Below are 21,422 nucleotides of genomic sequence, written 5' to 3' on the forward strand. Positions count from 1 at the left end.
GCCCTGAGGTTCTCCCCTTGAATGCCAATCTCATCGAAACCGCCCGTCGATCCATTTTGTCTGCCGGGATTCAGTCTGAGGACTATCCAGGCATTGGCTTATTCGTTTCACATCACATTGACGAATTGCCCGCCGACTATTGGATGAATCAGACGGGGACGGCTAAGCCATCTGCTGACGCGATCCTGAATCTTCTTGAAGCGATGGAGATTGATGATGAGGAAGCTGACCTCGATGAAGAAGGTGAGATGGTGATTGATTTCACGCTGCCCGGTGAGGCCACTCAGTACCTGCTTAGCGTCACCCTTGACTCTGATGGGCAGGTCTCTGACATCGACATGGAAAGCTGATTGTATAGCTTCATCGCCATCTGGTGTGATCTGGTTGACCGGTCGGGCTGGTGCGCAGGTGGTGGACGACGGGTCCTTGAACGCCTGCAATGCGTCATTGCCAAGCATTCGTCACCGGGCATTAGAGAATGCCCTGTAAAAAACACCCCGAGCGATCCGATCGCTGTTAAATTAGCTGAATCGAGTCTGGTAGCCAGCAAACTTGCAATCGTGGAACTTTAGGCGGGAGTCAACGTGGTGAAAAATGTGCTGGGTTTAATCCTTGGCTTTGTGATCGGTGGTGTCGTCAACTTTGCGATTGTTGGTCTTGGGCCGTTGGTGATACCAGTGCCTGAAGGCGTCGACATGTCGGACATGGAGAACTTTGCCGAAAACCTCCAAAAGCTCAAACCCGTGAACTTCATTGCGCCCTGGCTTGCGCATGCCGTTGGCACCCTGGTGGGAGCCATGGTTGCGGCTCGAATTGCCACCAGTCATCGAACGCTGATGGCCGTCATCATCGGCGTGTTCTTCTTGGCCGGAGGAATCACGATGGTCGCGATGTATGGAGGCCCCGTTTGGTTTGCTATTTTGGACCTGGTGTTTGCGTACATCCCGATGGGATTGCTCGCCGCACGCTTGGTGGGGCAACCGGGGAAGCCTGGGAAACCTGCTCAAACCGCTTAGCCATTCCAGCAGACACGACGATCGCCGTTGGGCGAGCACAGCGATTTTGCAAACGGGCTCGTGGCTACGGTTTTTTCAGCGACGCGAAGAACGCTTCTGGATTGTCGATCTTTTCGACTTGATCATCTGGGACAAGAGCTTTGCCCATGCCCGCGGCTTCTCGTTCGGTGCCGGGAATGTAGATGACCATCAACGCTTTGTTATTCGCGGCGGTGAACAGTTCACACTGTCCTTCAATTCCACGTGGGTCTGTCATTCTAAACTTCCAGCCTGACAAGCCCGCTCGCTGAACGTCCGTCACGGTGCTCGAGCCTCGCATCATCAGGCCTTGTTTGACCTGTTCTGCGGAGACCGTTCGGCCAGCGACAAACAAGCTTTGCGAAGCGATCATGTATTCGCTGTTCGTGCGGCGCGAGTAAATGGTTTGTCCAGTGATCATGCCGCGTGTCTGGGTCGGCATCTTTTTGCCCTTGGCCTGGACGGTGTAGCCGTCTTGAGTGACCGTAACGGTTGATTCTGGCATCGATGAGACAGCCAGTCCAATGCCGACCAGGACCAGAATCAATGCCACGCCACCGCCGCCAATGATGGCTCCGACCTTGAGCAGGGTCTTGCCCGCTTTGCTGCCCGATTTGGAACGCTTCTTCTTGGGGCCACCTGGCATGCCGGCACCCGGGCCGGGCGGCGGCATGCGATAAGCCGGCTGAGCGGGAAACTGGCTGGCTCCGCCTCCGGGCCCAGAGGGCACTGATGCAAACGGGTCGTGTTGCCCCGCCGGAGCAGCGGGAAACGACGGAAATCCTCCGCCGGGCTGAGCTGCGGCCGGAGGAAGTTGATCGAAGGCTGGCTGGGGCGATCCGGCAAACGGAGCTGGCTGTTGAGGATTTGCTTGCTGTGCTATCGGCTGCTGTGCTTGAGGCGTCTTGACCTTCATCTGCCCCTTGCATTTTGGGCAGGTCAGCAGCGTTTCAGCTGCAGTGGGGACAAAACGCAGAACCGTGGAGCAGTTGACACACTTCACCTGAACCGGAGAGCCTTGACTGGCCATTCGCGAAAACCTCGAAAGTACCTTGAGAAACCGCCCACAATCATTCAACCCATTTGCAAACCAGCATATCAGAAATGGGCTTGCTTTTGAGCAGAAAAGTTTCTTACGGTGCCTTCGTCGATCCGATGAGTGGTGCGATTTTGTCGCGACACAAGGTGTTCGCTGTGAGTTTCTCACGTCGTCATCGTTGCTGTTTGCTGAGCCTCCCACCCGTCGGTCTCTCGTTTAATCGGTGAAGCTGTGATCTAGATGGATGGCCAGCTTTGTCGGGGCATTCAGATTACGAATAAACAACTCCAAGGCTGCAAGGATGCAGAAGCGAAGTAAGTTGCAAGAGCGTTGGTTGGCAGCAGGATGCGCCGCCGCGATATTGGTTTCCACTGGCTGCCGAACCGGCGCGCCAAAATGGAATCTGCTAGGAATGGGCAAGCCTTCGGCTGAAACGCTGGCTGGTGATGGGCCGACCGCAACGTTCCCGTTGCCTCCCGGAGAGTCTGCCTCACCGTCCGCCATCGTCTCCAACGCAGTTGGTGGGCGTCCCTCGGGCACCGCCATCGCTTCGGCAGCAGAGTCAGGCCGTTATGATGCCGCCAACAAAGCTTTCAGTGCACAGGCCGATCGGGCTGCAGCCGAGCAAGCTCTGTCCGAAAAAGCAAAATACGCTGCAGCAGCGGCGAATGGGTTCACGACGCCCGGTACGACGCCCGGCATGGCTCCCAAAACGACTGCGTCGAATCCCGCTGCCGCCAATGCGGCTTTGGCCGGGTACTTGAACAATGGTCCACCACCTCGCCAGCCAGTTCCGCCAAGCCCCAACGCCGGCCCCAGCCTGCCGTCGATGACCAGCCCCGCGACCGCTCCAGCGAGTTACCGACTCGACGACGGCAAGGCACCCGGTGGTTTTGCCGTGCCTGCTTCTTATCCAGCTCCCTCCGCTGGTGGGGCCGGTGCGCCTGCTTCGACGAGCGGTTTTCAGCTCCCGTCATCAGCTAGCAATCTTGGCGGAAACGGATCCACCACAGGAATGGCTTCAGGCGGGTTCAGCCTGCCTAGCAGCCCGGCGTCGGCAACGTTGGGCGTACCCACTGGAGAGACAAGATCAACACCCACTGGTATAATTGCTGCAGCGAATCCGTCAGCCCAACAGGTTTCGTCGGCTAACAGTGTGGCAATGCCCGCGACTCCCAGCGGTGCCATGTTCACTGAAAAGTCCACTGCGGGTACTCCTTCAGCGCCAACGGCAACCCAGTCACTTGGTTTGCCTACGCCTACCACGGCCTTGGCCGGTGGTGCGTTGCAGGATTTGCCCGTGGCCCCAAAGACTCCGTCGGCAAGCATTTCCACTGCAAGTGCGACGTTGTCAGATCAAGGCTCGTCCTCTTCCCCAGCGAGCCCCAGTGTAAACAGCGGATATGCTCCTGGTAGCACATCAGCTGGCACTGGCTATCCAAGTCCCACCGGTTATCCCACAACGGGAACAAACGGAAGTTTTTACCGTTAAGCAAACTGTTCGGTTTGGTGTTTCATCACGAATCTCCATCCTGAGCCAAGCTGTCCAAGCAGCTTGGCTTTTTCCGAGGCTTTGCTTGCGGTGCAAGTGAGGTGTCTAACGGAAAGAGGATTGGCGATGAATCTGCAAAGCCAGCAATTATTCAATGGGCCAGGCCATCGGGCCTGGAGGGTGAACGTTCAAACTTGGTGCGTTGGTTACGGCCAGTTCAGGTGTTTTCTTTTCACCTGTCTCATTCTTCTGGTCGGCTCGGACGCAGCGCCCGCTGCGTCGCCACCATCAAGCACTTTTGAAGAACCGCCGGCGCAAGCCGAAGTGGACTTGATTGAGCTGAACCATTTCCTAGACGACACAGGCCGCGAGGTCTTTCAGCAGATCATTTTCTATGACTGGTCCAGGCATGATCGCCAGTTAGAAGTTCGCGCGTGGCGGTTGGTCAAACAGCCATCCCAGTTGCCGCGTCGCTTGCGAGATGACAGCGGCTATCGGGTTCGTTGGCGAGACAAAGGCAAAGTTCGCGAGGTGGTGAGCACGTCTTTGCGAGAGACCTTCAGCCGCCAGGATCCGGAGCGTGAAAACCGTCGGCTCGTTCCAGAGAACGAGCGGATCCCGTTGTGGCAAGGATTTTAGGGAGTCAAAGGCGATCAGCCTTCGACATCAATGCCCATGCTGCGGGCGGTTCCTTCGATCATGCGAACGGCTTGATCCATGCTGCGAGCATTCAGGTCAGCCATCTTCTTGCCGGCGATGTCTTCGCACTGAGCGCGAGTGACGGTGGCGACTTTGTTGATGTGGGGCTCACCGCTGCCTTTGGCAATCCCGGCAGCTTGCTTCAGCAAGGAAGCCGCTGGAGGGCTCTTGGTGATAAAGTCAAAGCTACGGTCATTGTAAACCGTGACGATGACAGGAATCGGAGTGCCGTTGTATTCTTTGGTGCGATCGTTGAAGGCTTGGACGAATTGTCCAAGGTTCACGCCGAACTTACCAAGCGAGGTACCAACTGGAGGAGCAGGCGTGGCTTGTCCACCGGGGACTTGGAACTTTGCTTGTCCTGTGACTTGTTTTGCCATGATCGAGAAACAATAGGTGTTGAAGTTGAAGTGTGTGCTAGGTCAGATGTGCGGCGCATCGTGAGATGATGCCGGATCTGCCAGCGAATGGATGATTGTGGAAGCGTGGCCGTTACAGCGGCTCGACTTGCCAGTGATCCAATTCCATTGGCACCGAGCGGCCGAAAATATTGATGATGACAGTGATTCGGCCATTGGCTTCATCGAGTGCATCGACGTCACCTTCTTGGTTTTCGAAGTTGCCCTCTTTGACTCGCACACGATCGCCAACCTTGAATGGGATGGCGGTCTTGATGGGTGCGTCTTCCTCGTCCTCTTCGACAGGACGATTGATAAAGCGGTCAACATCGACGGGATCCATTGGCATGGGTTTGCCAGCAGATCCGGTGAAGTCACTGATCCCAGCGGTTTCGCGAACCAGGAACCAGGTGTCATCGTTAATGGCCATCCGGGCCATGATGTATCCGGGCAGCAATCGTCGTTTGGAGATGCGTTTTTTGCCGTCACGCGAGAACGTTGCGACGTCCTCGCTGGGGACGACTACATCGCCGAAGAACTCTTGCATGCCTTCAATTGCGATTTTTTTACGCAGTGCGTCGGCGATCGACTCTTCGCGGTTGAAAGCGACTTTCAAGATGTACCAGTCCATCTCAATTTCGTCTTCGCCCGCTGATTCGACATCATCAGCTTGATCCACTTCGCCACTCAGTGGCGTTTCGTCGATCGGGTTTTCGTCGTGTTCGTCGCTCATAGAAACGCTGATTGCAGTGAAAGAAAGTGCTGGCCAGGAGCCGTCAAATGTCGGAGTGAGCGTTGGTTACCCAAACACCATCCAAAGCGCGTTGAACAGTGCTTGCCAGCCGGCGTCGTAAACAAACAGCATCACAGCCATCAGTCCGATGGTCACCATCACGACAATTGATGCACGCTTGACTTCGGCTTGACTGGGCCATGAAACCTTTTTCATTTCGGCTTCGACGGCGATCAAGAAGTCAGCGAAGGTCACCCATTGAACCAGTCGGTAGGTGACCCAGAATCCAACGATGATCAGGACTGCGGGAACAGCAACGGCGATCGCATCGCCGTTACCCTCGTTGCCCGAGAGTTGTGCGTTCAGTGTGTTGTACAAACTCCAGTTGCCTAACCCGACGACGACCCACATTGCGAGCAATGTAACTTGTCGTACGATTCGGCCTTGATTGGGTTTGTAGCTTCCAGTGCTGACCATTTCGCCCATCAATGAGGGCTGTTCAGGCGATGCAGCGCCGGATTTGCTTCCGGTGATCTCTCGAGACACTCGTCCGTCCTTACAATACGTTCTGTGATCAAGCAGGAGTGGAGGGACTCGAACCCCCAGCCGCTGGTTTTGGAAACCAGAGCTCTGCCAATTGAGCTACACTCCTTCATCGCATTTCGCTGTGGAAATCGCCAGAGCGAAACGCCAAGTTTAACGTAAAGAACCAACGAACCGACAGGCGGTCCGTTGGTTCTTACTGTGTTTTTTACGAAACTTTGGGCTTCAAGCGGCCCAGAGTTCGCTCGTCAAGATTACTCAACGATCTTGGTAACAACACCCGAACCAACGGTGCGGCCACCTTCGCGAATCGCGAAGCGAACGCCATCGTCCATCGCGATTGGCTTGTGCAGCTCAACCGAGACGCGGACGTTGTCCCCTGGCATGCACATGTCAGCGCCTTCCAGGTTAGCGGTACCGGTCACGTCCGTTGTACGGAAGTAGAACTGTGGGCGATAGCCACTGAAGAATGGCGTGTGGCGTCCACCTTCGTCTTTGCTCAGGCAGTAAACCTCAGCTTCGAACTTGGTGTGAGGAGTGATCGAACCTGGCTTGGCGAGGACCTGACCACGTTGGATTTCTTCACGCTTGACACCACGCAGGAGGCAGCCGACGTTGTCGCCAGCACGGCCTTCTTCCATTTCCTTGCGGAACATTTCGACGCCGGTGCAGGTGGTTTTGGCGGATTCGGCAGACAAGCCAACGATTTCGACTTCTTCACCAACTTTGATCACACCACGCTCGATACGTCCGGTCGCAACCGTACCACGACCTTCGATCGAGAAGACGTCTTCGATTGCCATCAGGAATGGCTTGTCGTCTTCACGAACAGGCTCAGGGATGTACTCATCCAGAGCGTCCATCAGATCGCTGACGCACTTGCTGGCTTCAGGGTCGGAGGGATTGTTGTACGCTGGCAGTGACGAACCTTGGATGACAGGAACGTCATCGCCGGGGAAGTCGTACTTGCTGAGCAGCTCACGAGCTTCCAGTTCGACCAGTTCCAGCAAATCTGGATCGTCGACCAAGTCGCACTTGTTCAAGTAGATCACGATGTAAGGAACGCCAACCTGGCGAGCCAACAGGACGTGCTCTTTCGTCTGAGGCATTGGGCCGTCAGCTGCAGAGACAACCAGGATAGCGCCGTCCATTTGGGCAGCACCGGTGATCATGTTTTTGACAAAGTCAGCGTGGCCCGGGCAGTCAATGTGGGCGTAGTGACGATTGTCGCTTTCGTATTCAACGTGAGCCACAGCGATGGTCACGGTTTTGGTGTCGTCACGGACCGTACCACCCTTGGCGATATCGCTGTAACCCTTAGCCTCAGCCAAGCCTTTAGCGGCTTGGACAGCCAGGATCGCGCCTGTGGTGGTGGTTTTACCGTGGTCAATGTGCCCGATGGTGCCGACGTTTACGTGGGGCTTGGTCCGTTCAAATGTTGCCTTGGCCATTTCTCATTCACCTACGTTTGACAGGCTGGCTGCCGCAGCGGAGAGACGCTCTGCTGTGACTCGCTTAGCGACGCCGTGTTCACACCCACGGTTGATCGTCGTCCTCGCGAACGCTCCTACCAAACTCTTGTTTTTACTTAAACAAACGGGAAATTCTGATGGATTCGCCCACCGTGGGCGGATCCGTACTGTGTCTTGTCTTGTCCCTGCCATATTTGCTCGACTCGGGGCCATCTGCAGGGGTGCGTAACTTTTGCCAATCCCGCCCGCCCTTGCAATTGCTGATTGGAAAAATCTTGCCGATTCTACGACAAAATTCCAAGAATCATTCTTTTTTCAGCTCTCGCGGCGCGTTTTGCTCCCGGCGTCTTTTGATGACCCGATCGCCAGCCGGTTGGCAGGGGTGCCGTCCGCTGCTTGGGACGCCGCTGGGCTGCCATTTGATGGCTTGCCGTTGCCGGTCGCTGGAGAGGCCTGCCGGTTCTCAAGAGAACGCCGGTCGGCTCGCTAGGCGGAACCAGTCGGCGAATCGACAAGCTGCTGATGGGACTTGAACCCATGACCTCTTCCTTACCAAGGAAGTGCTCTACCACTGAGCTACAGCAGCAATCGGCAGAGCGGGTGAAGGGAATCGAACCCTCGTATTCAGCTTGGAAGGCTGCTGCACTACCATTGTGCTACACCCGCATGAACGCCCTTGGATCGATCCGCCTCAATGGCTTCAGGCGATGCAAGGATGGCTGCGAATTGACTTCTAGTGGGGGCTATTGGATTCGAACCAATGTAGGCGTAGCCAGCGGATTTACAGTCCGCCCCCTTTAACCACTCGGGCAAACCCCCAGAAGTTGTTTGTTGTTGTGGCCGGTGAATCAACCTGACGCCGCATCCTCATCCAATCGATGGTGATGCTGTCGATGCCAGAGCCAGCGGAGGGATTCGAACCCACGACCGGCTGATTACAAATCAGCTGCTCTGCCAACTGAGCTACGCTGGCCATTCGACCGCACGTGACCGGTTTGACGATCGCTGAGGTCACAACTTGTCGGTCGCAACCTCGCCTTCGCCGTGCCATGTCTTTGCAACGGTTTCCACAACGGGACTGCCCTGTGATCGGCATTTTGACCGCGTCACCTGACAGCTTCCCAACAACATCTTAAAAAAGCTGCTGCTGGGAGAGGGCAGAGTTTAGCAATCGATCTGCATGCGGCAAGGTGGAATTGACCGGTTCAGCGATCAATTTCCAGCGGAATGCGTAAAATGGTGGCAATTCTAGCCGCAAAAAAACAGTTCCATCGCTCACTCGGCTAAACAATCTCTGCGAATGACTCCTGTCGGCGGTGGCGAGTTCGCGCGTTTGTCCACCGAACCAGCCTTTGTTCGCCTGCCGATTGGTGGAAGCCTGACGTGTCGCAGGCTGATTGCCGCTGTTGCCCCGCTCTCCAGTGGCCGCCCGCGTTCGCCTGACCGCTCGATCACGGGATGTCTCCGCCAGCAGGCGAGGCGGGACCCGAGACGGGCACCACCAAATGATCTTCTGCCAGCGTCAGTTTCACCCTGGCCTCCAGCCCGTTCTGGCCTTGGCTCCTGGCCAATCCCACAGCACCCAGTTCCACAGCACCCAGTTCCACAGCACCCAGTTCCACAGCACCCAGTTCCACAGCGTCCACCCCCAGAGCGTCCACCCCCAGAGCGTCCAATCCCGTGGCGACCTCATTAACGATCGCTTCGGGGTGCGGGTCCAGCGGATTGAGATGCGTGATCAACACGTGCTGAGCCGCCGTCCCCTGAATGATCTCAACGAGCCTGTCCGACCAGGTGTGTCCGGTGGTCTCGGCCCACTTGGCAAGCTTGTTGGCAAAGTAGCATTCATGCAGCATCAGGTTGGCTCCGCTCGCCCAGTCCAAAAACGCTGTCTCGGTGCTGCCAACGGTGTCGGTCAAGTACATCAGCTTGCACCCGCCGGTCCACTGCAGTCGGAACCCCAGTGAGCCACCAGGGTGTTGCTGGGCTCGCCAGTCAACGTTGCAGTCGCCCAGTTGAATCTCTGTCAACTCATCCAGGGCTCGCCACTGCAAGTCCAAGTCTAGGTGCTCCAGGCCCACGGGAAAGATCAGCTCGGAGAACAGGTGCGCGCGGATCGCATCAAGTTTTTTAGACTGTCCCCATATTCGCAGGCGGCGGACGTTTTTCTCGTAAAGGACGTCCAGCAGGAAGGTCAGGCCCGCAATGTGGTCCAGGTGAGCATGGCTGAGAATGATGTCCAGCGTCTCGGTCTGGATGAAGTCTCGAACGCGAAATAAACCTGTTCCAGCATCCAGGATGATGCCTTCGCTGGGCAGGAAGTAACAGCTCGTGTGCCGGGTCTCGTTAGGGTGATAGCCTGCGGTTCCCAGGCAATGCAACTGCATGATCGATCACCGAAGTCAAAGGCAAGATGGCGTTCAGGTTTCGCTCTCAGTATACGCGATCTGCTGGGGCGATGGCATAGGGGATCACGCAGCCTGGCGAACAAGCCAATCAGCCACGCCGCAGCCTGCTTTCGCTTGCTCTGCTTTCCCTTACTCAGCTCTGCTTTCCCTTGCTCTGCTCGCTGGTTGAAATGTCCTGATGCCTCGTTCGCTGGACTTCGCTTTGGCGCCCCTGCTGGGCGTTTTGCTTAAGAGCCGAACAGTTTGAACGCGACAAGGTAAACCGCCAGCCCCACCGGATAGACAAACCCGAGGTTGGACATGTTGGAGCCGGTCAGGTTGTCCAGTGCTTCCTGAGTGTCGTCCAGGCCGTCCAGTTTGCCTTCCTTCTTGGCTGCCCCGTAGACGGCAAAAAACGTGATCATCTCTGGAATACTGGTGGCAAAACCAAGGATCCACCCGGCCAGCGCCGGTCGCAGATTCATTTCGTTGACAACCGCCGCGGTGGCATCTCCCAGGAACGTTCCGACGACCACGATGGCTACCAGGACCGTGATCATCAGGATGATGCCCAGCGGCAGATTGCCGCCCGCTGGATGCTCTTCTTCTCCTGTTTTCTTGTTGGCCTTGGCGTCCATCCACTGATAGAACACAAACAACCCCAGCAGCAGTGGAACCAGGTACCACTGCGTTTCAAGGCCAAAGTGCATCAAGCCAATCGGCGTTAAGATCGCCAGCCCAGCAAAGAACAGTTCGTCAAAGAATCGCCAGTGCAACAGTTCATGGAGTTGCCGGTAACGAATTCCAGCCATGATCAGTAACACGACGTTGATAATGTTACTGCTGGCGATGTTCCACAGGCCGGCTTCCCAAACGCCATGTAAGCCGGCTGCAACCAGGCAAACCAATTCGGGAACACTGGTGGCGTAACCGGTCAGTTTGCCGCGTGTCTTGACGGACAGGTTCAATGCTTCGGACACATGGTCAATGCCTTTCAGTAGACCGTACTTGACCAGAACAATAATCGCTCCGGCAGAAATCAGCATGATTAGCAATGACATTGATAAACACTTGTGTAGGTGTTGGATGATTGAACCGCCAGCTTGGCTGCTCGGCGGATGTCAATGGGATGGATTGTCGGGCCGCGTCAACCAGTGCATCATGATCCCGCCAGCGACGGCAACGTTAAAACTATCGACCGCCAGTTCCCCGTTGGCGGTGTTCAATTCCAGCGGTGACATGGCAATTTCGACGCGATGTTGGCAAGCCTGCTGAACGCGCTCGCTTAGCCCCTGGGCTTCATTGCCAAGCAAGATCAGTTTCGGTTGATCACTCAGGTTGACTCGATGCAGTGGTGATGTCTGCGGCCCAATCGCTGCCGCAATGGTCTGCACGCCCCGCCCGTGGATGGTTTGCAAATCTTCGATCACATCTTGGCAGCGAATCAATCGCATGGCAAGGGTCGCGCCCATGCTGACTCGGATCACGCGTCGCGAAAATGGATCCGCGCTCGCTTTGTCAAACACGACTTGGCGAATGCCCAATCCCGCCGCGGTGCGCAACAGTGTCCCCATGTTTTCCATGTCAGTGATTCCCAGTAGCCCCAGCGAAACGGAGTCGGGCTCGAACGCCTGGCAGGTTTTCAATGGTTCGCGATCGGCACTGGCCAAGTAGCCACGGTGGAAATCAAACCCGCTGATTTCCTGAATCTCTGACTTGCTAAGTTCAAACACCGGGACGTTTGCGGGGATCTGTCCAAGCACTTCGAGACTGCGGCCTTGCTGAACAATCACCGAGCGAACCCGATGCCGGGACAGCAACAGTCGCTCAACGATGAACTTGCCTTCAGCAATGAAGAACTCAGGCTGCTCGATCGTCCCACCAGGGCGCGCTTTCATGGCGCGATAATCTGCCAGCAGTTGCTGGGGCGATGATTCGGCGGCGGATGATGAGTTGCCAGTCATGGAGTGGTGTCGATCCGCTGGGGACGTGGTTTCTGCCGAACGACCCGCCGCAGAGGTGTTGGGCTGCCTTCGGATGTCACCCAGGCTCGCCCCTGTTGGTCGATGGCAATCGCTTCGACCTGTTTTAGTCGCGGCAGCGAGATCATTTCGGGGCTTTGCTGGATTTGCACAGCTACCGATTTCTCTGGCAGCTTTGCGAACCGGATCGCATGCAAATAGTTACAGGCCCAAATGTCGCCTGTCTTGGGGCAGATGTCCATCCCGGTCACCAGCGGCAACGGCACCGCAGCGAGCCATTTGCTTTCCATCGCCAACTGATGCAGGCCGGGTTGCTGGATGTGCCGCTCGATCTGTTCCGTCGCTGGCAACTCGATGCGGTGCAGTGAGCTCAGCAGCGGTGACTTGCTAAGGAGCAAGATCTGTTTGCCGCTGACATCTACGGCAACCGCTTCGCAGTTTGTCGCTCCGCCCTGGTAGGTCAGGTTGATTTGCAGGATTGCATTGACGTGCTGATGCCGGTCCGGATCGGGTTCCGAGAACACGTACAGCGTCACTCCGCTGCGACGACGATCGTTGTCACCCACATCGGCCGCCATGAGATACGGCCGTCCGTTGACTTGGAAACAGTCCATGGCTTCCCAGTCGACCGCCCGCACGCCGGCCAGTGTCACCGATCCGGTCGCCTGGCCGCGATGGTCGAAGCAAAACAGCCGAGCACGTCCGCCAGAATCGTTGTGAGACCAAATGCGATTCGGTTTGCGGCGCGAAAACGCGACGCCACTGCTCTCGGTGAGCTGTCGTTCCATCAACTTGATGGCTTGATTGCCCGAGCGGACTGCAGCGTCTTCGACGCGCCAAGCTGGCAGTGGCTGTCCAGCTGATGGCGATGGAGTTTGCGGTGCTGTGGCCGGTTCGTCAGCGCCGATGGCAGCGGATAGGCAAGCGATCATCAGTAAACTTGCCAGTCGTGTCATCAGGTTCACCTCCGCTGCCGGCGTTGCAAACGCCCCGACTACTGTTGTGACTGGCTACTGCTGTGACTGGCTACTGTTGTGACTGGCTACTGTTGTGACTGGAGCTGTGCGATGACTTGTTGCACAATCTTGTCGACCGCATCGTTGGACGCGGTTTCGCTGTGCTCGTCGACGTAGCTGTAAAGCAGGTCGTCGATTTGGCGCTGTGCGGATTGAATCGCGTCCAATTGATGATCTGAAAGTGGGACACGTCCTGGGCCGAGGTCCCAGCCCCGAGATCTGGCCCCGGCGCGGAAGCCTTCTGGGAATTCGCCAACACTGATCATCGCATCAAACAGGGGCAGCAGTTGATACTGTAGCCGCATCGCTTTCTTGATGTCCCCATCCAGCACGCTGCGGTGGATCGCGCGGGTTAATTCGGGGACAACACCGCTGGTTGCGTTGGTGCCGCCGTTTGCTCCAGCAACCAGCATGGGAACCAAAGCAGCATCCCAGCCAGTTAAGAAGCAAAAGTCAGGACGCATCGGACGGATCTGGGAAATCATCCGCATCATGTTGGGCAGGTCACCCGAGCTGTCTTTAATGCCCACCACGCGAGGGCATTCGGCTGCTAAACGAACCACGGTGTCCACCGAAATCGGTGACGCGAAGAGCGGAATGTTGTACAGCGTGACGTCCACCGAGACGCGATCGGCGATCTCGCGGAAGTACGCATACACACCTTGATCAGAAAGCCGATAGTAGAACGGCGCGACAATGGCCACCGCACGGACGCCCATCGCGCCATAGTGGTCGCAGGCCTCGATGGTTTCTTGCGCGTTGGCTTCGGCAGCCCCAGCCAGAATCGGCACTCGGCCAGCGGCTTGCTCGACGACGACTTGAACAATGCGGCGTCGTTCTTGGGGAGTGAAGCGGACGAATTCACCGGTGCTGCCGTTGGGGTACAGACCGTCCACCCCTTTTTCAATCAACCAGTCAATGTAGCGGCGTAAGGTGTCCTCGTCGATTCGTCCGGCGCTGTCGACAGGGGTGATGTTGGGGGTTAGGATCCCCGAAATCGGCTTGCTCATCGTTGTCTATCTGGCGTGGTCTCAAAGTGTGTTGGAAGGGCGTGGCGAGCGATCGGTTGCCGTGAGTTGGCGGTCTGCAGTCATCCACACCCGTTTGAAATCGGTCGCTATGGGGGAAGACTAGACCAATGTGTCATGAATGCCAGGAATCAGTTTGTCGATCTGGTAGGAATCAACGATTATCCGGCTGGCGCCAGTGGAAGCGGCATCCAACGGCCTGAGGCAGCTTGCTGATGGGATCAAACGCTGGGAAGGCAAGCCCGAGGCGACTGGGATTCGTTTCCTGTTCACGCGCCGGTCCGCTGGGCCATCGTTTCAACTGGGCCATCGTTTCAACTGGGCCATCGTTTCAACTGGGCCATCGTTTCAACACACGCGCTGGGATAGGTGTCGCGGTGGTGTGGATGCCGTGTTAGCAGTCCTTGAGGGTCTTTCCAGGGCTGGTCAAGCCTTGCTTTTCCCACATGGCTTGTCGTTCGGCAAAGCGGCGTTTGCGTTCTTCTGAGATTTCGTTCACGCAATTGGGACAGTGCACGCCGGCTTCGAAGTCTTTGTGTTGTTGGTCCGCTTCGCTGACGGGCCAGCCACAGGCAAAGCACATCACGTGTCCGCTTTCTTGGACACCATGGCCAACGGAAACGCGCTGGTCAAAGACGAAGCAATCGCCTTGCCATTTAGAGTCCGCTTCAGGAACGGTTTCCAAATACTTGAGGATGCCGCCCTTGAGGTGATACACCTCCTGGAAACCCTTTTGCTTGAGCAAGGCGGTGGATTTTTCGCAGCGAATGCCGCCGGTGCAAAACATGGCGACTTTGGAATGCTTTTCAGGATCCAAATGGTGGTCGACGTATTCAGGAAACTCGCGAAACGATTCTGTTTCCGGATTCACGGCGCCTTCAAAGGTGCCAATCGCAACTTCGTAATCGTTACGAGTGTCAATCAGGATCACCTCCGGATCGGAGATCAATTCGTTCCAGTTCTCCGGATCGACATAAGTGCCGACGACTTGTTTGGGATCAATGCCTTCAACACCCATCGTGACGATTTCGCGTTTTAGCTTGACGCGCGTGCGGCGAAACGGTTGCTCTGCACAATTGGATTCTTTGACATCCAAACCCGCAAACTCAGGGATTGCGTTCAAGTGCTCAAGCACCGCATCGATGCCTTGACGGGAACCGGCGACCGTTCCGTTGATCCCCTCGGCGGCTAACAGCAACGAGCCTTTGATGTCGTTGTCAGCCAAGGCCTGCTGCAATCCACTGCGGAGTGACTCGTACTGGGGCAGGCTGACAAAACGGTACAGAGCAGCGACAACGATGGGCAGATCGTTGTCGCTTGATGATGCTTGCGGATCATTCATGAGTAGGTTCGCCCAAAGAGGCTGGCCTCGCGAGTCAGACAAAGCGAACCGGTCGGTTGGAAACCAGCAAACTGAGATCCTGCAGGCAGGAAACCCGTTTGGTGTCCAGCAGGTTAGACCAGCATTCGCAGCGCAGCCATCGCGGTGGCGTAGTCGGGTTCGTCGGTGACTTCGGGGACGATTTCAATGTGAGCCACTTCACCGTCGGCATTCAGGACGATGACGGCCCGCGTGAGCAGTTTAAGCTCTTCGATCGTCATTCCATAGTCTGCGCCAAAGGCATGCGTTTGATAATCGCTGGCCGTGCGCATTTCGATATTTTCTGCACCACAGAAGCGAGCTTGTGCGAATGGCAGGTCGCGGCTGATGGTGACCGCGTTGATTTGATCACCCAAGGAAGCCAGTTCCTCGTTGAATTTCTTGGTTTGGATTGCGCAGACGCCGGTGTCAAGGCTGGGCACAATGCTTAACAGCGTCGGCTTGCCTTTCAGATCATCCAGGGTCAGGGTCTGGATACCAGCGTCGGCATAGTGCAATTCGAAGGCCGGGGCCGGTTTGCCGACCTCCAACGCGCTACCAGCCAAGGTCATCGGATTGCTTTTAAAGGTGATTACGCCAGTTTGTGTCATGGTGACAAGTTCCAGTAAGTTGGGTGAAGTTTCATTCCAGGAGGCGGCGTTTCGCCCACCTGATTGCCACATTATGCAACAGCGGCTTGCACCAAGAAAGAGGGGCAAACCGCGACCCGTTGCTGGTCGTCATCACGCGCTGGGCTGACAGGGCTTGACGATGGGGGCGGTTTCCCGAACGGGACACCCGTCGAAGTGTCGCCCAGTGTGTCGCCGGGGTGTGTCGCCGGGGCGCGATCATGTGGCCGCGACCGGCATGCGGCGTTCGATGGCACGCCGCAGTTGATCCCAATTGACCGGCTTGCCAACAAAGTCGGTGGCGCCCAAGGCTTGCATCTGTCGACGAACCGACACGTCATGACAGCCACTGACCACAATCACTGGGATCTCCGCCGTGGATTTCGATTCCCTGAGTCGACGTAAGAGGTCATCGCCATTGCCGTCAGGCAATTCATAGTCCAATAAAATCGCCGAAGGCGCATCAATGAAGCGCTGCTGGCCCCCTGCCCTGGCCTCTTTGACGTTCAGCATTTGCCAACCAAATTCATTGACCCGCACCTGCAGGATCTTGGCAAAGTCATCGTCATTTTCGATGCAGAGAATCCACGGTGCTGAATCCTTCGAACCGCATGGCTCTACCGACGTGCCGGAGCTTTCCGAGATCGATGGCAGCTCTGGGGACTCGCTGGCCGGCGCCGAACCGATCGTCGTTAGAACAGCGTCCAGCAAATTGTGTAAGCCATTGAGTGCCGTGAGCGTTCCCGCAGCAGAAGGATGAGTGGTTTCTGTTGTTTGCATGCTGTGATTCCTTCGTTGATTAATCTTCGTAGCGCCAGCGATCGATGACGGTGCTGATCAGAAAGCCAGCCAGTCAGCTAGCCAGCACGGGCATCCGTTGAATGCCAGACATCTTCTTCGCTCATAAAGACATAGGACGCACACTGTTCATGGCAAGCACACATGAGCCGATAATCTGGTTGCCCCGTCAGAAGGGCCACAGGGGGTCCAATTGGATCGTCTGTGATCAGCGCAGCAATCCAGAGACAATCTAGATGTAGAGACACAGCATCGACGATGCCGAAGCGCGCCGCTTCTTAGGGTGCCGTGCTTGCAAACAAAAACAGGGCACGCCCTGTGGACGTGCCCTGCGAAAGAAAACGTGTTGTTTGCTCCGTGGTCAATCAGACGGCTGCTTGCAGCGAATCCATGCGCTGCGCCAATCGCTTTCGAGCGACGTGCAGGCGACGCTTGATGGTTCCGATCGGTGCATCAAACTGATTGCTCATCTCGATCAAGGTTTGACCTCGCAAGTAAAACGCAGTCAAGGTTTCTTGATCCAAGTCGCAAAGCTGATCGATGCTGTCGCGAACCGCTTCGGCCCGTTCTTGATCGGAGACCACTTGGTCGGGCGACAAGTCGCTTGCGCAAGTGGCTTCCAGGGTTTCGGGGTCACAGCTCACCGCACCTCGGTTTCGAGTCACTCGGTTGATCGCCATGCGGTGAACGATTTGTCGCAACCAGCCCCCAAACGCTTCGGGGGTTCGCAGTTGGCCGATCTTTTGCATCGCTTGAATGAACACATCTTGTGCTAATTCATCGGCTTCATCGGCGTTGCGAACTCGATTCATCGCACCGGCAACGATTGCTGGTCGATAGCGTTGAAACAATTCACCGAAGGCCTCTCGATCGTTGTCTTGTGCCAGGACGACCAATTGAGCAACGGTCAATTCGGTCATTTCCAATCCAGCGCTGTTAGTATCCATCGTGGTGATTCCTCTCCAGGCCTGCGAGGTCGCATCCTTTTGATTTGCGACGGGAGAATGCAGGACTCGGAACGTTGGCGACTGCTGATGTTCGGTGGCCGTGGCGTTGGCTCGGTTGGGCACACCGCAACAAGCAGAACAAGTCGCTTGGTTGTTGTGGACGTATCAGTTGCTCGGCTGCAAGACACCAAATGATGTTCTGGCAGTGAGCAAGGTCTGTTTCAAGTGCAGCGTTTGGTTGCTTCAGGAGCTGGAGCAAGGGTCAAACGATGGCGGCCGGAACAACCGTGACAGGGCCTGGTTGGGCGGTCTGTCGAGTCGACGTTGACGGATTGCAGGTTGAAAACTGCGCAGTCATCGTCAAGGTTGAAAACTGCTAAGGCCGATCGTTGAGATCGATGCCAGTTGCAGCGGCACAGCTAGGCTGGCCAAGCAACTGGCGCCTCAGAGGTTTCCGGCAATGGTTCGCAAAAAGCGTGTGGCAAACTGCCTGCTTAGCGATCCTGCTGGGCTAACGCGTTTTGTCGTTCGCGTTGCAACCCTCTGGCGCCTGGATCGGCGGGAATGAATCCCAGTCGATCGAGCGTCGGTTTACAGCGTTTGCCTAGCTGGTCTGCTAGGCGATGCATGCAATGGCCGACGCCGCGGGCCGTTGTGGCTGTGCCTGTCTCCGGTTGCCAGCTCATAAACTCGGGCATGCTTGATGCCGGTTGGTAGCTGGAACTGGGATAGCCTCCACTTGAAACATGGGCCGTACAGAGATGGAGATTGAAAGGTGCGCGTGTAGCAACAACATCAATCAGTTCACGTACAGCCACGACGTTATTTAAGTTTCGTGCGACTACGGCGATGATTCGTTGAATACGCATTTTCAATCCTCCCGGCCCCATCATGGGTGCGGTGTGGAAAAAAGATGAAATCGATTGTTCGCGAATACTGAATCCAATACTCAGTTAGCGAACGATAAAGTCTGGCTTTCTTAGGAAGAAAAATCGCCAGACGGGGTCTGTGGTCAGACAAGCTTTCTCGTCTAACAAGGTTTCGATGTACAAGTGTGTTCGCCGCAAGGCAAACGATCTTGTCACCAAAGCCATCAAGTTCCCGTATAAAATACAGTAACTGGTGGTGCCATTGGAGGCCAGCGAAATTCGTCGGCTTAACGACTGGGACATTCATTCCCGTGTGGTTTCACCGGGTTCCCTCCCCTTGTTGATCGTACAGACAGGGGGCACGAGAATAGGTTCGCAGGAAAAAAAATTTCATGCGACTTTGTTTCCCTTTTTCCGTTCAGGTCTGTTGATTGATGCCCTCAGCCGCCACTAGTCTGCCGAATTCGTCCTCTGCGGGATCGTCCAGAAACACGGGATCGTCCAGAAACACGGGATCGCCGAGAAACACGGGGAAACACCTTGCAATGGCGTCAACGGCGGAACCTGAGACGGTGATTGGCCCTCTAGCGCTGGACGCACCCGTCGGCAATCCCACTTCACTGGACACTCTGTCCGGCCAGGGCGGCGAAAGGAGTCCCGGGCCGAGTGAGCTGGCTCATTTGGCCAGACAGCGACTCGATTCCCCGCGATTCGATCACTCGCCGTCTTGGCGACGTCACTGCATGACTCTGTTTTGGCCGCCAACCTGCCGACTTTGTGACCACAGCGTGATGGTCGGGATGGAGCTGTGCGACAGCTGTTTTCGTCAACTTGAAATCAGTCGTTGCCACACGTCACAAGTCTGTTCTCGCTGCGGGCTGCCGGGGGCGGGAGCTTCATTGGCCGGAGCTTCATTGGCCGGAGCTTCATTGGCCGGAGCTTCATTGGCCGGAGCTTCATTGGCCGGAGCTTCATTGGCCGGAGCTTCATTGGCCAGCCCTGTGGCCGATTCAGCGGCCAGCGGTTGTCTGGAGTGTCGTGATCAGACCTTGCATTACGATCGTTGCTTGTCGGTGTGGAGATACGATGGTTTAGTGCGGCAAGCGATTGTGGCGGCAAAATTTGGACAGGCGGTCCCCCTGGCGGAAACGCTTGGAAAGCGTCTTGGCTGGCGCTTGCTAGCTGATGACACCTGGCTTCGTCAGTCCTGCCCGGTCGCGGACACGGATGCGGCTCCGGATCTGATTGGTTGGGTGCCGTCGCATTTCTCGCGGCGAATGACGCGTGGCGGCGGCGGTGCTCAAGCGCTCGCGCGTGCGGTTCACTCTGTCTTGACGCGCCGTTGGCCGGATCTGTGTCGGGTTAACTTGCTGCGAACCACTCGGGTGGTCAAAAAGCAGGCTTGGCTGAGTGAAACGGAGCGAGCACAGAATGTTCGCGGTGCCTTTGCTCCCCGGCGTCCCTGGCTGAATCGATCGATTCCTTCTTCCTGGCTGCGTCATCGGCTCGGTGGAACCGCAGCGATTGTCGCGGGCAAGCATGTGTTGGTTGTTGATGATGTCATGACCACCGGTGCCACGCTGAATGAAGTCGCTGGTGTGTTAAAGCGGGCCGGGGCAGCTCAGGTCACAGTGGCCGTCGCAGCCAGGGCGGCGTGACGCCATACGGTCAGGCTGCCAAGCAACGCAGTGCCCGTGCCAGGCAACGCGAAAGGGTTGAGTTGCGAGGTTTGTGACGATTTGGCAATGATTGAGTGTTTAGAATCGTTCGCAATCGGCAAACATTGGCGAGTTTGCCAGTTGTTTGCCCGATGAACTAGACTGATTTTATTGGGTAAGCTGGGCAGGATTAGCGGTTTTGGCAAATCCCATGTTTTGACGGCTAGAGCGCCACGGCGCGTCGTCTACAGTGACAATTGTTCCAGTAAAGGACTTGTCGGTTAACAAAGTTATTGGATGATGGAGTCTAGCGACACTCGCTGACCTCGTCATGACACTACGCTTCAACGGTTAATTCCACGTGAATGCGCAATCTTCACCAGCCAATCCATTGACCGTTCGCGGTCTGCTGCTGCGCGGTTTGGCAGTGATCTTACCACTGTTGCTGACGATCGTGGTCATTCTTTGGGCTTGGGCGACCGTCGAAACGTATCTTTTGCGGCCGGTCGAAAGCACCACGCGTTGGATCACCCTGGCCTATTACGAGTGGAACGAGGGGATCTTGGATTCGGTCCCTGAGGATTCGCTGTCTGAGGGCAACGGACGCTTCAATTACGAGGGCGTCACCTACACCATGGGGCCAGGTGGGAAGTATTTACCGCTACAGGTGGTCGAGGTTGTGGACAGTCGTCCGGAGTACTTCGGGCCCGATGCTCCGGAGCTGGACTCTGCGAAGAACTACTGGAGACGCTATGTGATGATGGAGGTGATGCCTCGATCGCGCGTCTTGCCGGTGTTCCTGATTGTCTTTTTGACGATCCTGTACTTCTTGGGTCGGCTATTCACGTTCGGTATCGGGCGCTGGTTCTTGCGCGGTTTCGATGCCGCCATCCTGCGAATTCCAGTGATTAGCAAAGTCTATGGGAGCGTGAAACAGGTCACGGACTTTGCCTTTAGCGAACGGCAGATTGAATTCAATAACGTGGTTGCGGTGCAGTATCCCAGCAAGGGACTGTGGTCGATCGGCTTCGTCACCGGCAGCAGCATGCGACAGCTTGCTGACCTGAATGATGGCGAGCAAATGATCAGCGTCTTGATGCCTACCAGCCCCGCACCCATGACTGGCTTCACCATCAGCATCAAACGAAAAGACACCTACGACATCGACATCAGCGTTGATGAAGCCATTCAGTTTGTCGTCAGCTGTGGTGTGGTGGTTCCAACACATCAGCGTGTCGAAGGTGGCGAGGAGAGCGGTTCGGATCCGTCTCGCGGCCGCGGCAAACTGGTCGGTGACCAAGTCGTGTTGACCGAAACGGCTCAGTCGTCAGATTAGAA

At 56.3% G+C, this 21,422-nt stretch carries 22 protein-coding genes and 5 tRNA genes; 5 read left to right on the forward strand and 22 right to left on the reverse strand.

The window, feature by feature from the left end:
* Positions 1 to 17: 17 nt before the first annotated feature.
* Both SV7mr_RS05665 and SV7mr_RS05670 read left to right on the forward strand, forming a co-directional pair.
* Positions 18 to 350, forward strand: coding sequence for a hypothetical protein (locus SV7mr_RS05665; RefSeq protein WP_419188146.1), 333 nt, complete (start codon positions 18 to 20; stop codon positions 348 to 350).
* Between the two features lie 234 nt (positions 351 to 584).
* On the forward strand, positions 585 to 1,016 hold the full coding sequence (locus SV7mr_RS05670; protein WP_145270005.1) for a hypothetical protein: 432 nt from the start codon (positions 585 to 587) through the stop codon (positions 1,014 to 1,016).
* Between the two features lie 64 nt (positions 1,017 to 1,080).
* Here the strand turns inward: SV7mr_RS05670 and SV7mr_RS05675 are convergent, their stop codons facing one another.
* The gene (locus SV7mr_RS05675; protein WP_419188147.1) at positions 1,081 to 2,064 is read right to left on the reverse strand and encodes a hypothetical protein; all 984 of its coding nucleotides are present in this window, start codon (positions 2,062 to 2,064) and stop codon (positions 1,081 to 1,083) included.
* A 972-nt stretch (positions 2,065 to 3,036) separates the two neighbouring features.
* Entirely contained in the window at positions 3,037 to 3,402 is a 366-nt protein-coding gene (locus SV7mr_RS05680) for a hypothetical protein (RefSeq protein ID WP_145270009.1), read from the reverse strand.
* Between the two features lie 289 nt (positions 3,403 to 3,691).
* Here SV7mr_RS05680 and SV7mr_RS25105 point away from each other — a divergent pair, with 289 nt between their 5' ends.
* On the forward strand, positions 3,692 to 4,204 hold the full coding sequence (locus tag SV7mr_RS25105) for a hypothetical protein (protein ID WP_419188148.1): 513 nt from the start codon (positions 3,692 to 3,694) through the stop codon (positions 4,202 to 4,204).
* Positions 4,205 to 4,218: 14 nt separating this feature from the next.
* Here the strand turns inward: SV7mr_RS25105 and rplK are convergent, their stop codons facing one another.
* The 20 genes from rplK to SV7mr_RS05785 all read right to left on the reverse strand — a co-directional run bounded on the left by rplK (position 4,219) and on the right by SV7mr_RS05785 (position 18,729).
* Positions 4,219 to 4,644, reverse strand: a complete 426-nt coding sequence (rplK, locus tag SV7mr_RS05690) for a 50S ribosomal protein L11 (protein WP_145270013.1) — start codon at positions 4,642 to 4,644, stop codon at positions 4,219 to 4,221.
* Between the two features lie 112 nt (positions 4,645 to 4,756).
* A complete protein-coding gene (nusG, locus tag SV7mr_RS05695) occupies positions 4,757 to 5,395 on the reverse strand; it encodes a transcription termination/antitermination protein NusG (RefSeq protein ID WP_145270015.1) in 639 nt (212 codons plus the stop codon).
* Between the two features lie 66 nt (positions 5,396 to 5,461).
* Positions 5,462 to 5,941 (reverse strand): preprotein translocase subunit SecE, encoded by a 480-nt coding sequence (gene secE / locus SV7mr_RS05700; RefSeq protein WP_145270017.1) that lies wholly within the window; start codon positions 5,939 to 5,941, stop codon positions 5,462 to 5,464.
* A gap of 33 nt (positions 5,942 to 5,974) precedes the next feature.
* A tRNA-Trp gene (locus SV7mr_RS05705) sits at positions 5,975 to 6,047 on the reverse strand.
* Between the two features lie 145 nt (positions 6,048 to 6,192).
* Positions 6,193 to 7,389: an elongation factor Tu gene (tuf, locus tag SV7mr_RS05710; RefSeq protein WP_145270019.1), complete on the reverse strand. Its 1,197-nt coding sequence runs from the start codon at positions 7,387 to 7,389 to the stop codon at positions 6,193 to 6,195.
* 535 nt (positions 7,390 to 7,924) lie between these two features.
* A tRNA-Thr gene (locus SV7mr_RS05715) sits at positions 7,925 to 7,996 on the reverse strand.
* Between the two features lie 9 nt (positions 7,997 to 8,005).
* Positions 8,006 to 8,076: transfer RNA gene (locus SV7mr_RS05720), tRNA-Gly, on the reverse strand.
* Between the two features lie 71 nt (positions 8,077 to 8,147).
* Positions 8,148 to 8,229 (reverse strand) — tRNA-Tyr (locus SV7mr_RS05725).
* Between the two features lie 81 nt (positions 8,230 to 8,310).
* Positions 8,311 to 8,383: transfer RNA gene (locus tag SV7mr_RS05730), tRNA-Thr, on the reverse strand.
* Positions 8,384 to 8,861: 478 nt separating this feature from the next.
* Positions 8,862 to 9,797, reverse strand: coding sequence for an MBL fold metallo-hydrolase (locus SV7mr_RS05735; RefSeq protein ID WP_145270021.1), 936 nt, complete (start codon positions 9,795 to 9,797; stop codon positions 8,862 to 8,864).
* Positions 9,798 to 10,045: 248 nt separating this feature from the next.
* A complete protein-coding gene (locus tag SV7mr_RS05740; RefSeq protein ID WP_145270023.1) occupies positions 10,046 to 10,858 on the reverse strand; it encodes a hypothetical protein in 813 nt (270 codons plus the stop codon).
* 60 nt (positions 10,859 to 10,918) lie between these two features.
* The gene (locus SV7mr_RS05745) at positions 10,919 to 11,761 is read right to left on the reverse strand and encodes a TrmH family RNA methyltransferase (RefSeq protein WP_145270025.1); all 843 of its coding nucleotides are present in this window, start codon (positions 11,759 to 11,761) and stop codon (positions 10,919 to 10,921) included.
* Positions 11,758 to 12,735, reverse strand: a complete 978-nt coding sequence (locus SV7mr_RS05750; protein WP_145270027.1) for a hypothetical protein — start codon at positions 12,733 to 12,735, stop codon at positions 11,758 to 11,760. The genes SV7mr_RS05745 and SV7mr_RS05750 overlap by 4 nt, the downstream gene beginning before the upstream one ends.
* An 86-nt stretch (positions 12,736 to 12,821) precedes the next feature.
* Positions 12,822 to 13,805: a dihydrodipicolinate synthase family protein gene (locus SV7mr_RS05755; protein WP_145270029.1), complete on the reverse strand. Its 984-nt coding sequence runs from the start codon at positions 13,803 to 13,805 to the stop codon at positions 12,822 to 12,824.
* Positions 13,806 to 14,217: 412 nt separating this feature from the next.
* Positions 14,218 to 15,207 carry an oxygen-dependent tRNA uridine(34) hydroxylase TrhO gene (trhO, locus tag SV7mr_RS05760; protein WP_473163676.1) on the reverse strand — a complete coding sequence of 330 codons (990 nt, stop codon included), beginning with the start codon at positions 15,205 to 15,207 and terminating at the stop codon, positions 14,218 to 14,220.
* Positions 15,208 to 15,278: 71 nt separating this feature from the next.
* Positions 15,279 to 15,794: a thiol peroxidase gene (gene tpx, locus SV7mr_RS05765; RefSeq protein ID WP_145270044.1), complete on the reverse strand. Its 516-nt coding sequence runs from the start codon at positions 15,792 to 15,794 to the stop codon at positions 15,279 to 15,281.
* Between the two features lie 237 nt (positions 15,795 to 16,031).
* Positions 16,032 to 16,592: a response regulator gene (locus SV7mr_RS05770; protein ID WP_145270046.1), complete on the reverse strand. Its 561-nt coding sequence runs from the start codon at positions 16,590 to 16,592 to the stop codon at positions 16,032 to 16,034.
* Positions 16,593 to 16,975: 383 nt separating this feature from the next.
* Positions 16,976 to 17,557, reverse strand: coding sequence for an RNA polymerase sigma factor (locus SV7mr_RS05775; protein WP_145270048.1), 582 nt, complete (start codon positions 17,555 to 17,557; stop codon positions 16,976 to 16,978).
* A gap of 494 nt (positions 17,558 to 18,051) precedes the next feature.
* Positions 18,052 to 18,426 (reverse strand): hypothetical protein, encoded by a 375-nt coding sequence (locus tag SV7mr_RS05780; protein WP_145270050.1) that lies wholly within the window; start codon positions 18,424 to 18,426, stop codon positions 18,052 to 18,054.
* Between the two features lie 84 nt (positions 18,427 to 18,510).
* Complete coding sequence (locus tag SV7mr_RS05785; RefSeq protein WP_145270052.1) at positions 18,511 to 18,729, reverse strand: hypothetical protein; 219 nt, start codon at positions 18,727 to 18,729, stop codon at positions 18,511 to 18,513.
* Between the two features lie 242 nt (positions 18,730 to 18,971).
* On the opposite strand from SV7mr_RS05785, the gene SV7mr_RS05790 reads away from it, so the two are divergent.
* Together SV7mr_RS05790 and SV7mr_RS05795 are read left to right on the forward strand one after the other, a co-directional pair.
* Positions 18,972 to 20,084, forward strand: coding sequence for a phosphoribosyltransferase family protein (locus SV7mr_RS05790; protein WP_419188149.1), 1,113 nt, complete (start codon positions 18,972 to 18,974; stop codon positions 20,082 to 20,084).
* A gap of 361 nt (positions 20,085 to 20,445) precedes the next feature.
* Positions 20,446 to 21,420 (forward strand): DUF502 domain-containing protein, encoded by a 975-nt coding sequence (locus SV7mr_RS05795; RefSeq protein WP_145270056.1) that lies wholly within the window; start codon positions 20,446 to 20,448, stop codon positions 21,418 to 21,420.
* Positions 21,421 to 21,422: the final 2 nt, after the last annotated feature.

Source organism: Stieleria bergensis (genome assembly GCA_007745635.1).
Lineage (GTDB): Bacteria > Planctomycetota > Planctomycetia > Pirellulales > Pirellulaceae > Stieleria > Stieleria bergensis.

Bases quoted from the DNA above. Each gene is read 5' to 3' on its own strand.
- SV7mr_RS05675 (WP_419188147.1), bottom strand. From the start codon at position 2,064: ATGGCCAGTCAAGGCTCTCCGGTTCAGGTGAAGTGTGTCAACTGCTCC.
- SV7mr_RS05680 (WP_145270009.1), bottom strand. From the start codon at position 3,402: ATGCTTGCCGACGGAGTCTTTGGGGCCACGGGCAAATCCTGCAACGCA.
- SV7mr_RS25105 (WP_419188148.1), top strand. From the start codon at position 3,692: ATGAATCTGCAAAGCCAGCAATTATTCAATGGGCCAGGCCATCGGGCC.
- rplK (WP_145270013.1), bottom strand. From the start codon at position 4,644: ATGGCAAAACAAGTCACAGGACAAGCAAAGTTCCAAGTCCCCGGTGGA.
- nusG (WP_145270015.1), bottom strand. From the start codon at position 5,395: ATGAGCGACGAACACGACGAAAACCCGATCGACGAAACGCCACTGAGT.
- tuf (WP_145270019.1), bottom strand. From the start codon at position 7,389: ATGGCCAAGGCAACATTTGAACGGACCAAGCCCCACGTAAACGTCGGC.
- SV7mr_RS05735 (WP_145270021.1), bottom strand. From the start codon at position 9,797: ATGCAGTTGCATTGCCTGGGAACCGCAGGCTATCACCCTAACGAGACC.
- SV7mr_RS05740 (WP_145270023.1), bottom strand. From the start codon at position 10,858: ATGTCATTGCTAATCATGCTGATTTCTGCCGGAGCGATTATTGTTCTG.
- SV7mr_RS05745 (WP_145270025.1), bottom strand. From the start codon at position 11,761: ATGACTGGCAACTCATCATCCGCCGCCGAATCATCGCCCCAGCAACTG.
- SV7mr_RS05750 (WP_145270027.1), bottom strand. From the start codon at position 12,735: ATGACACGACTGGCAAGTTTACTGATGATCGCTTGCCTATCCGCTGCC.
- SV7mr_RS05755 (WP_145270029.1), bottom strand. From the start codon at position 13,805: ATGAGCAAGCCGATTTCGGGGATCCTAACCCCCAACATCACCCCTGTC.
- tpx (WP_145270044.1), bottom strand. From the start codon at position 15,794: ATGACACAAACTGGCGTAATCACCTTTAAAAGCAATCCGATGACCTTG.
- SV7mr_RS05770 (WP_145270046.1), bottom strand. From the start codon at position 16,592: ATGCAAACAACAGAAACCACTCATCCTTCTGCTGCGGGAACGCTCACG.
- SV7mr_RS05775 (WP_145270048.1), bottom strand. From the start codon at position 17,557: ATGGATACTAACAGCGCTGGATTGGAAATGACCGAATTGACCGTTGCT.
- SV7mr_RS05780 (WP_145270050.1), bottom strand. From the start codon at position 18,426: ATGCGTATTCAACGAATCATCGCCGTAGTCGCACGAAACTTAAATAAC.
- SV7mr_RS05785 (WP_145270052.1), bottom strand. From the start codon at position 18,729: ATGTCCCAGTCGTTAAGCCGACGAATTTCGCTGGCCTCCAATGGCACC.
- SV7mr_RS05790 (WP_419188149.1), top strand. From the start codon at position 18,972: ATGGCGTCAACGGCGGAACCTGAGACGGTGATTGGCCCTCTAGCGCTG.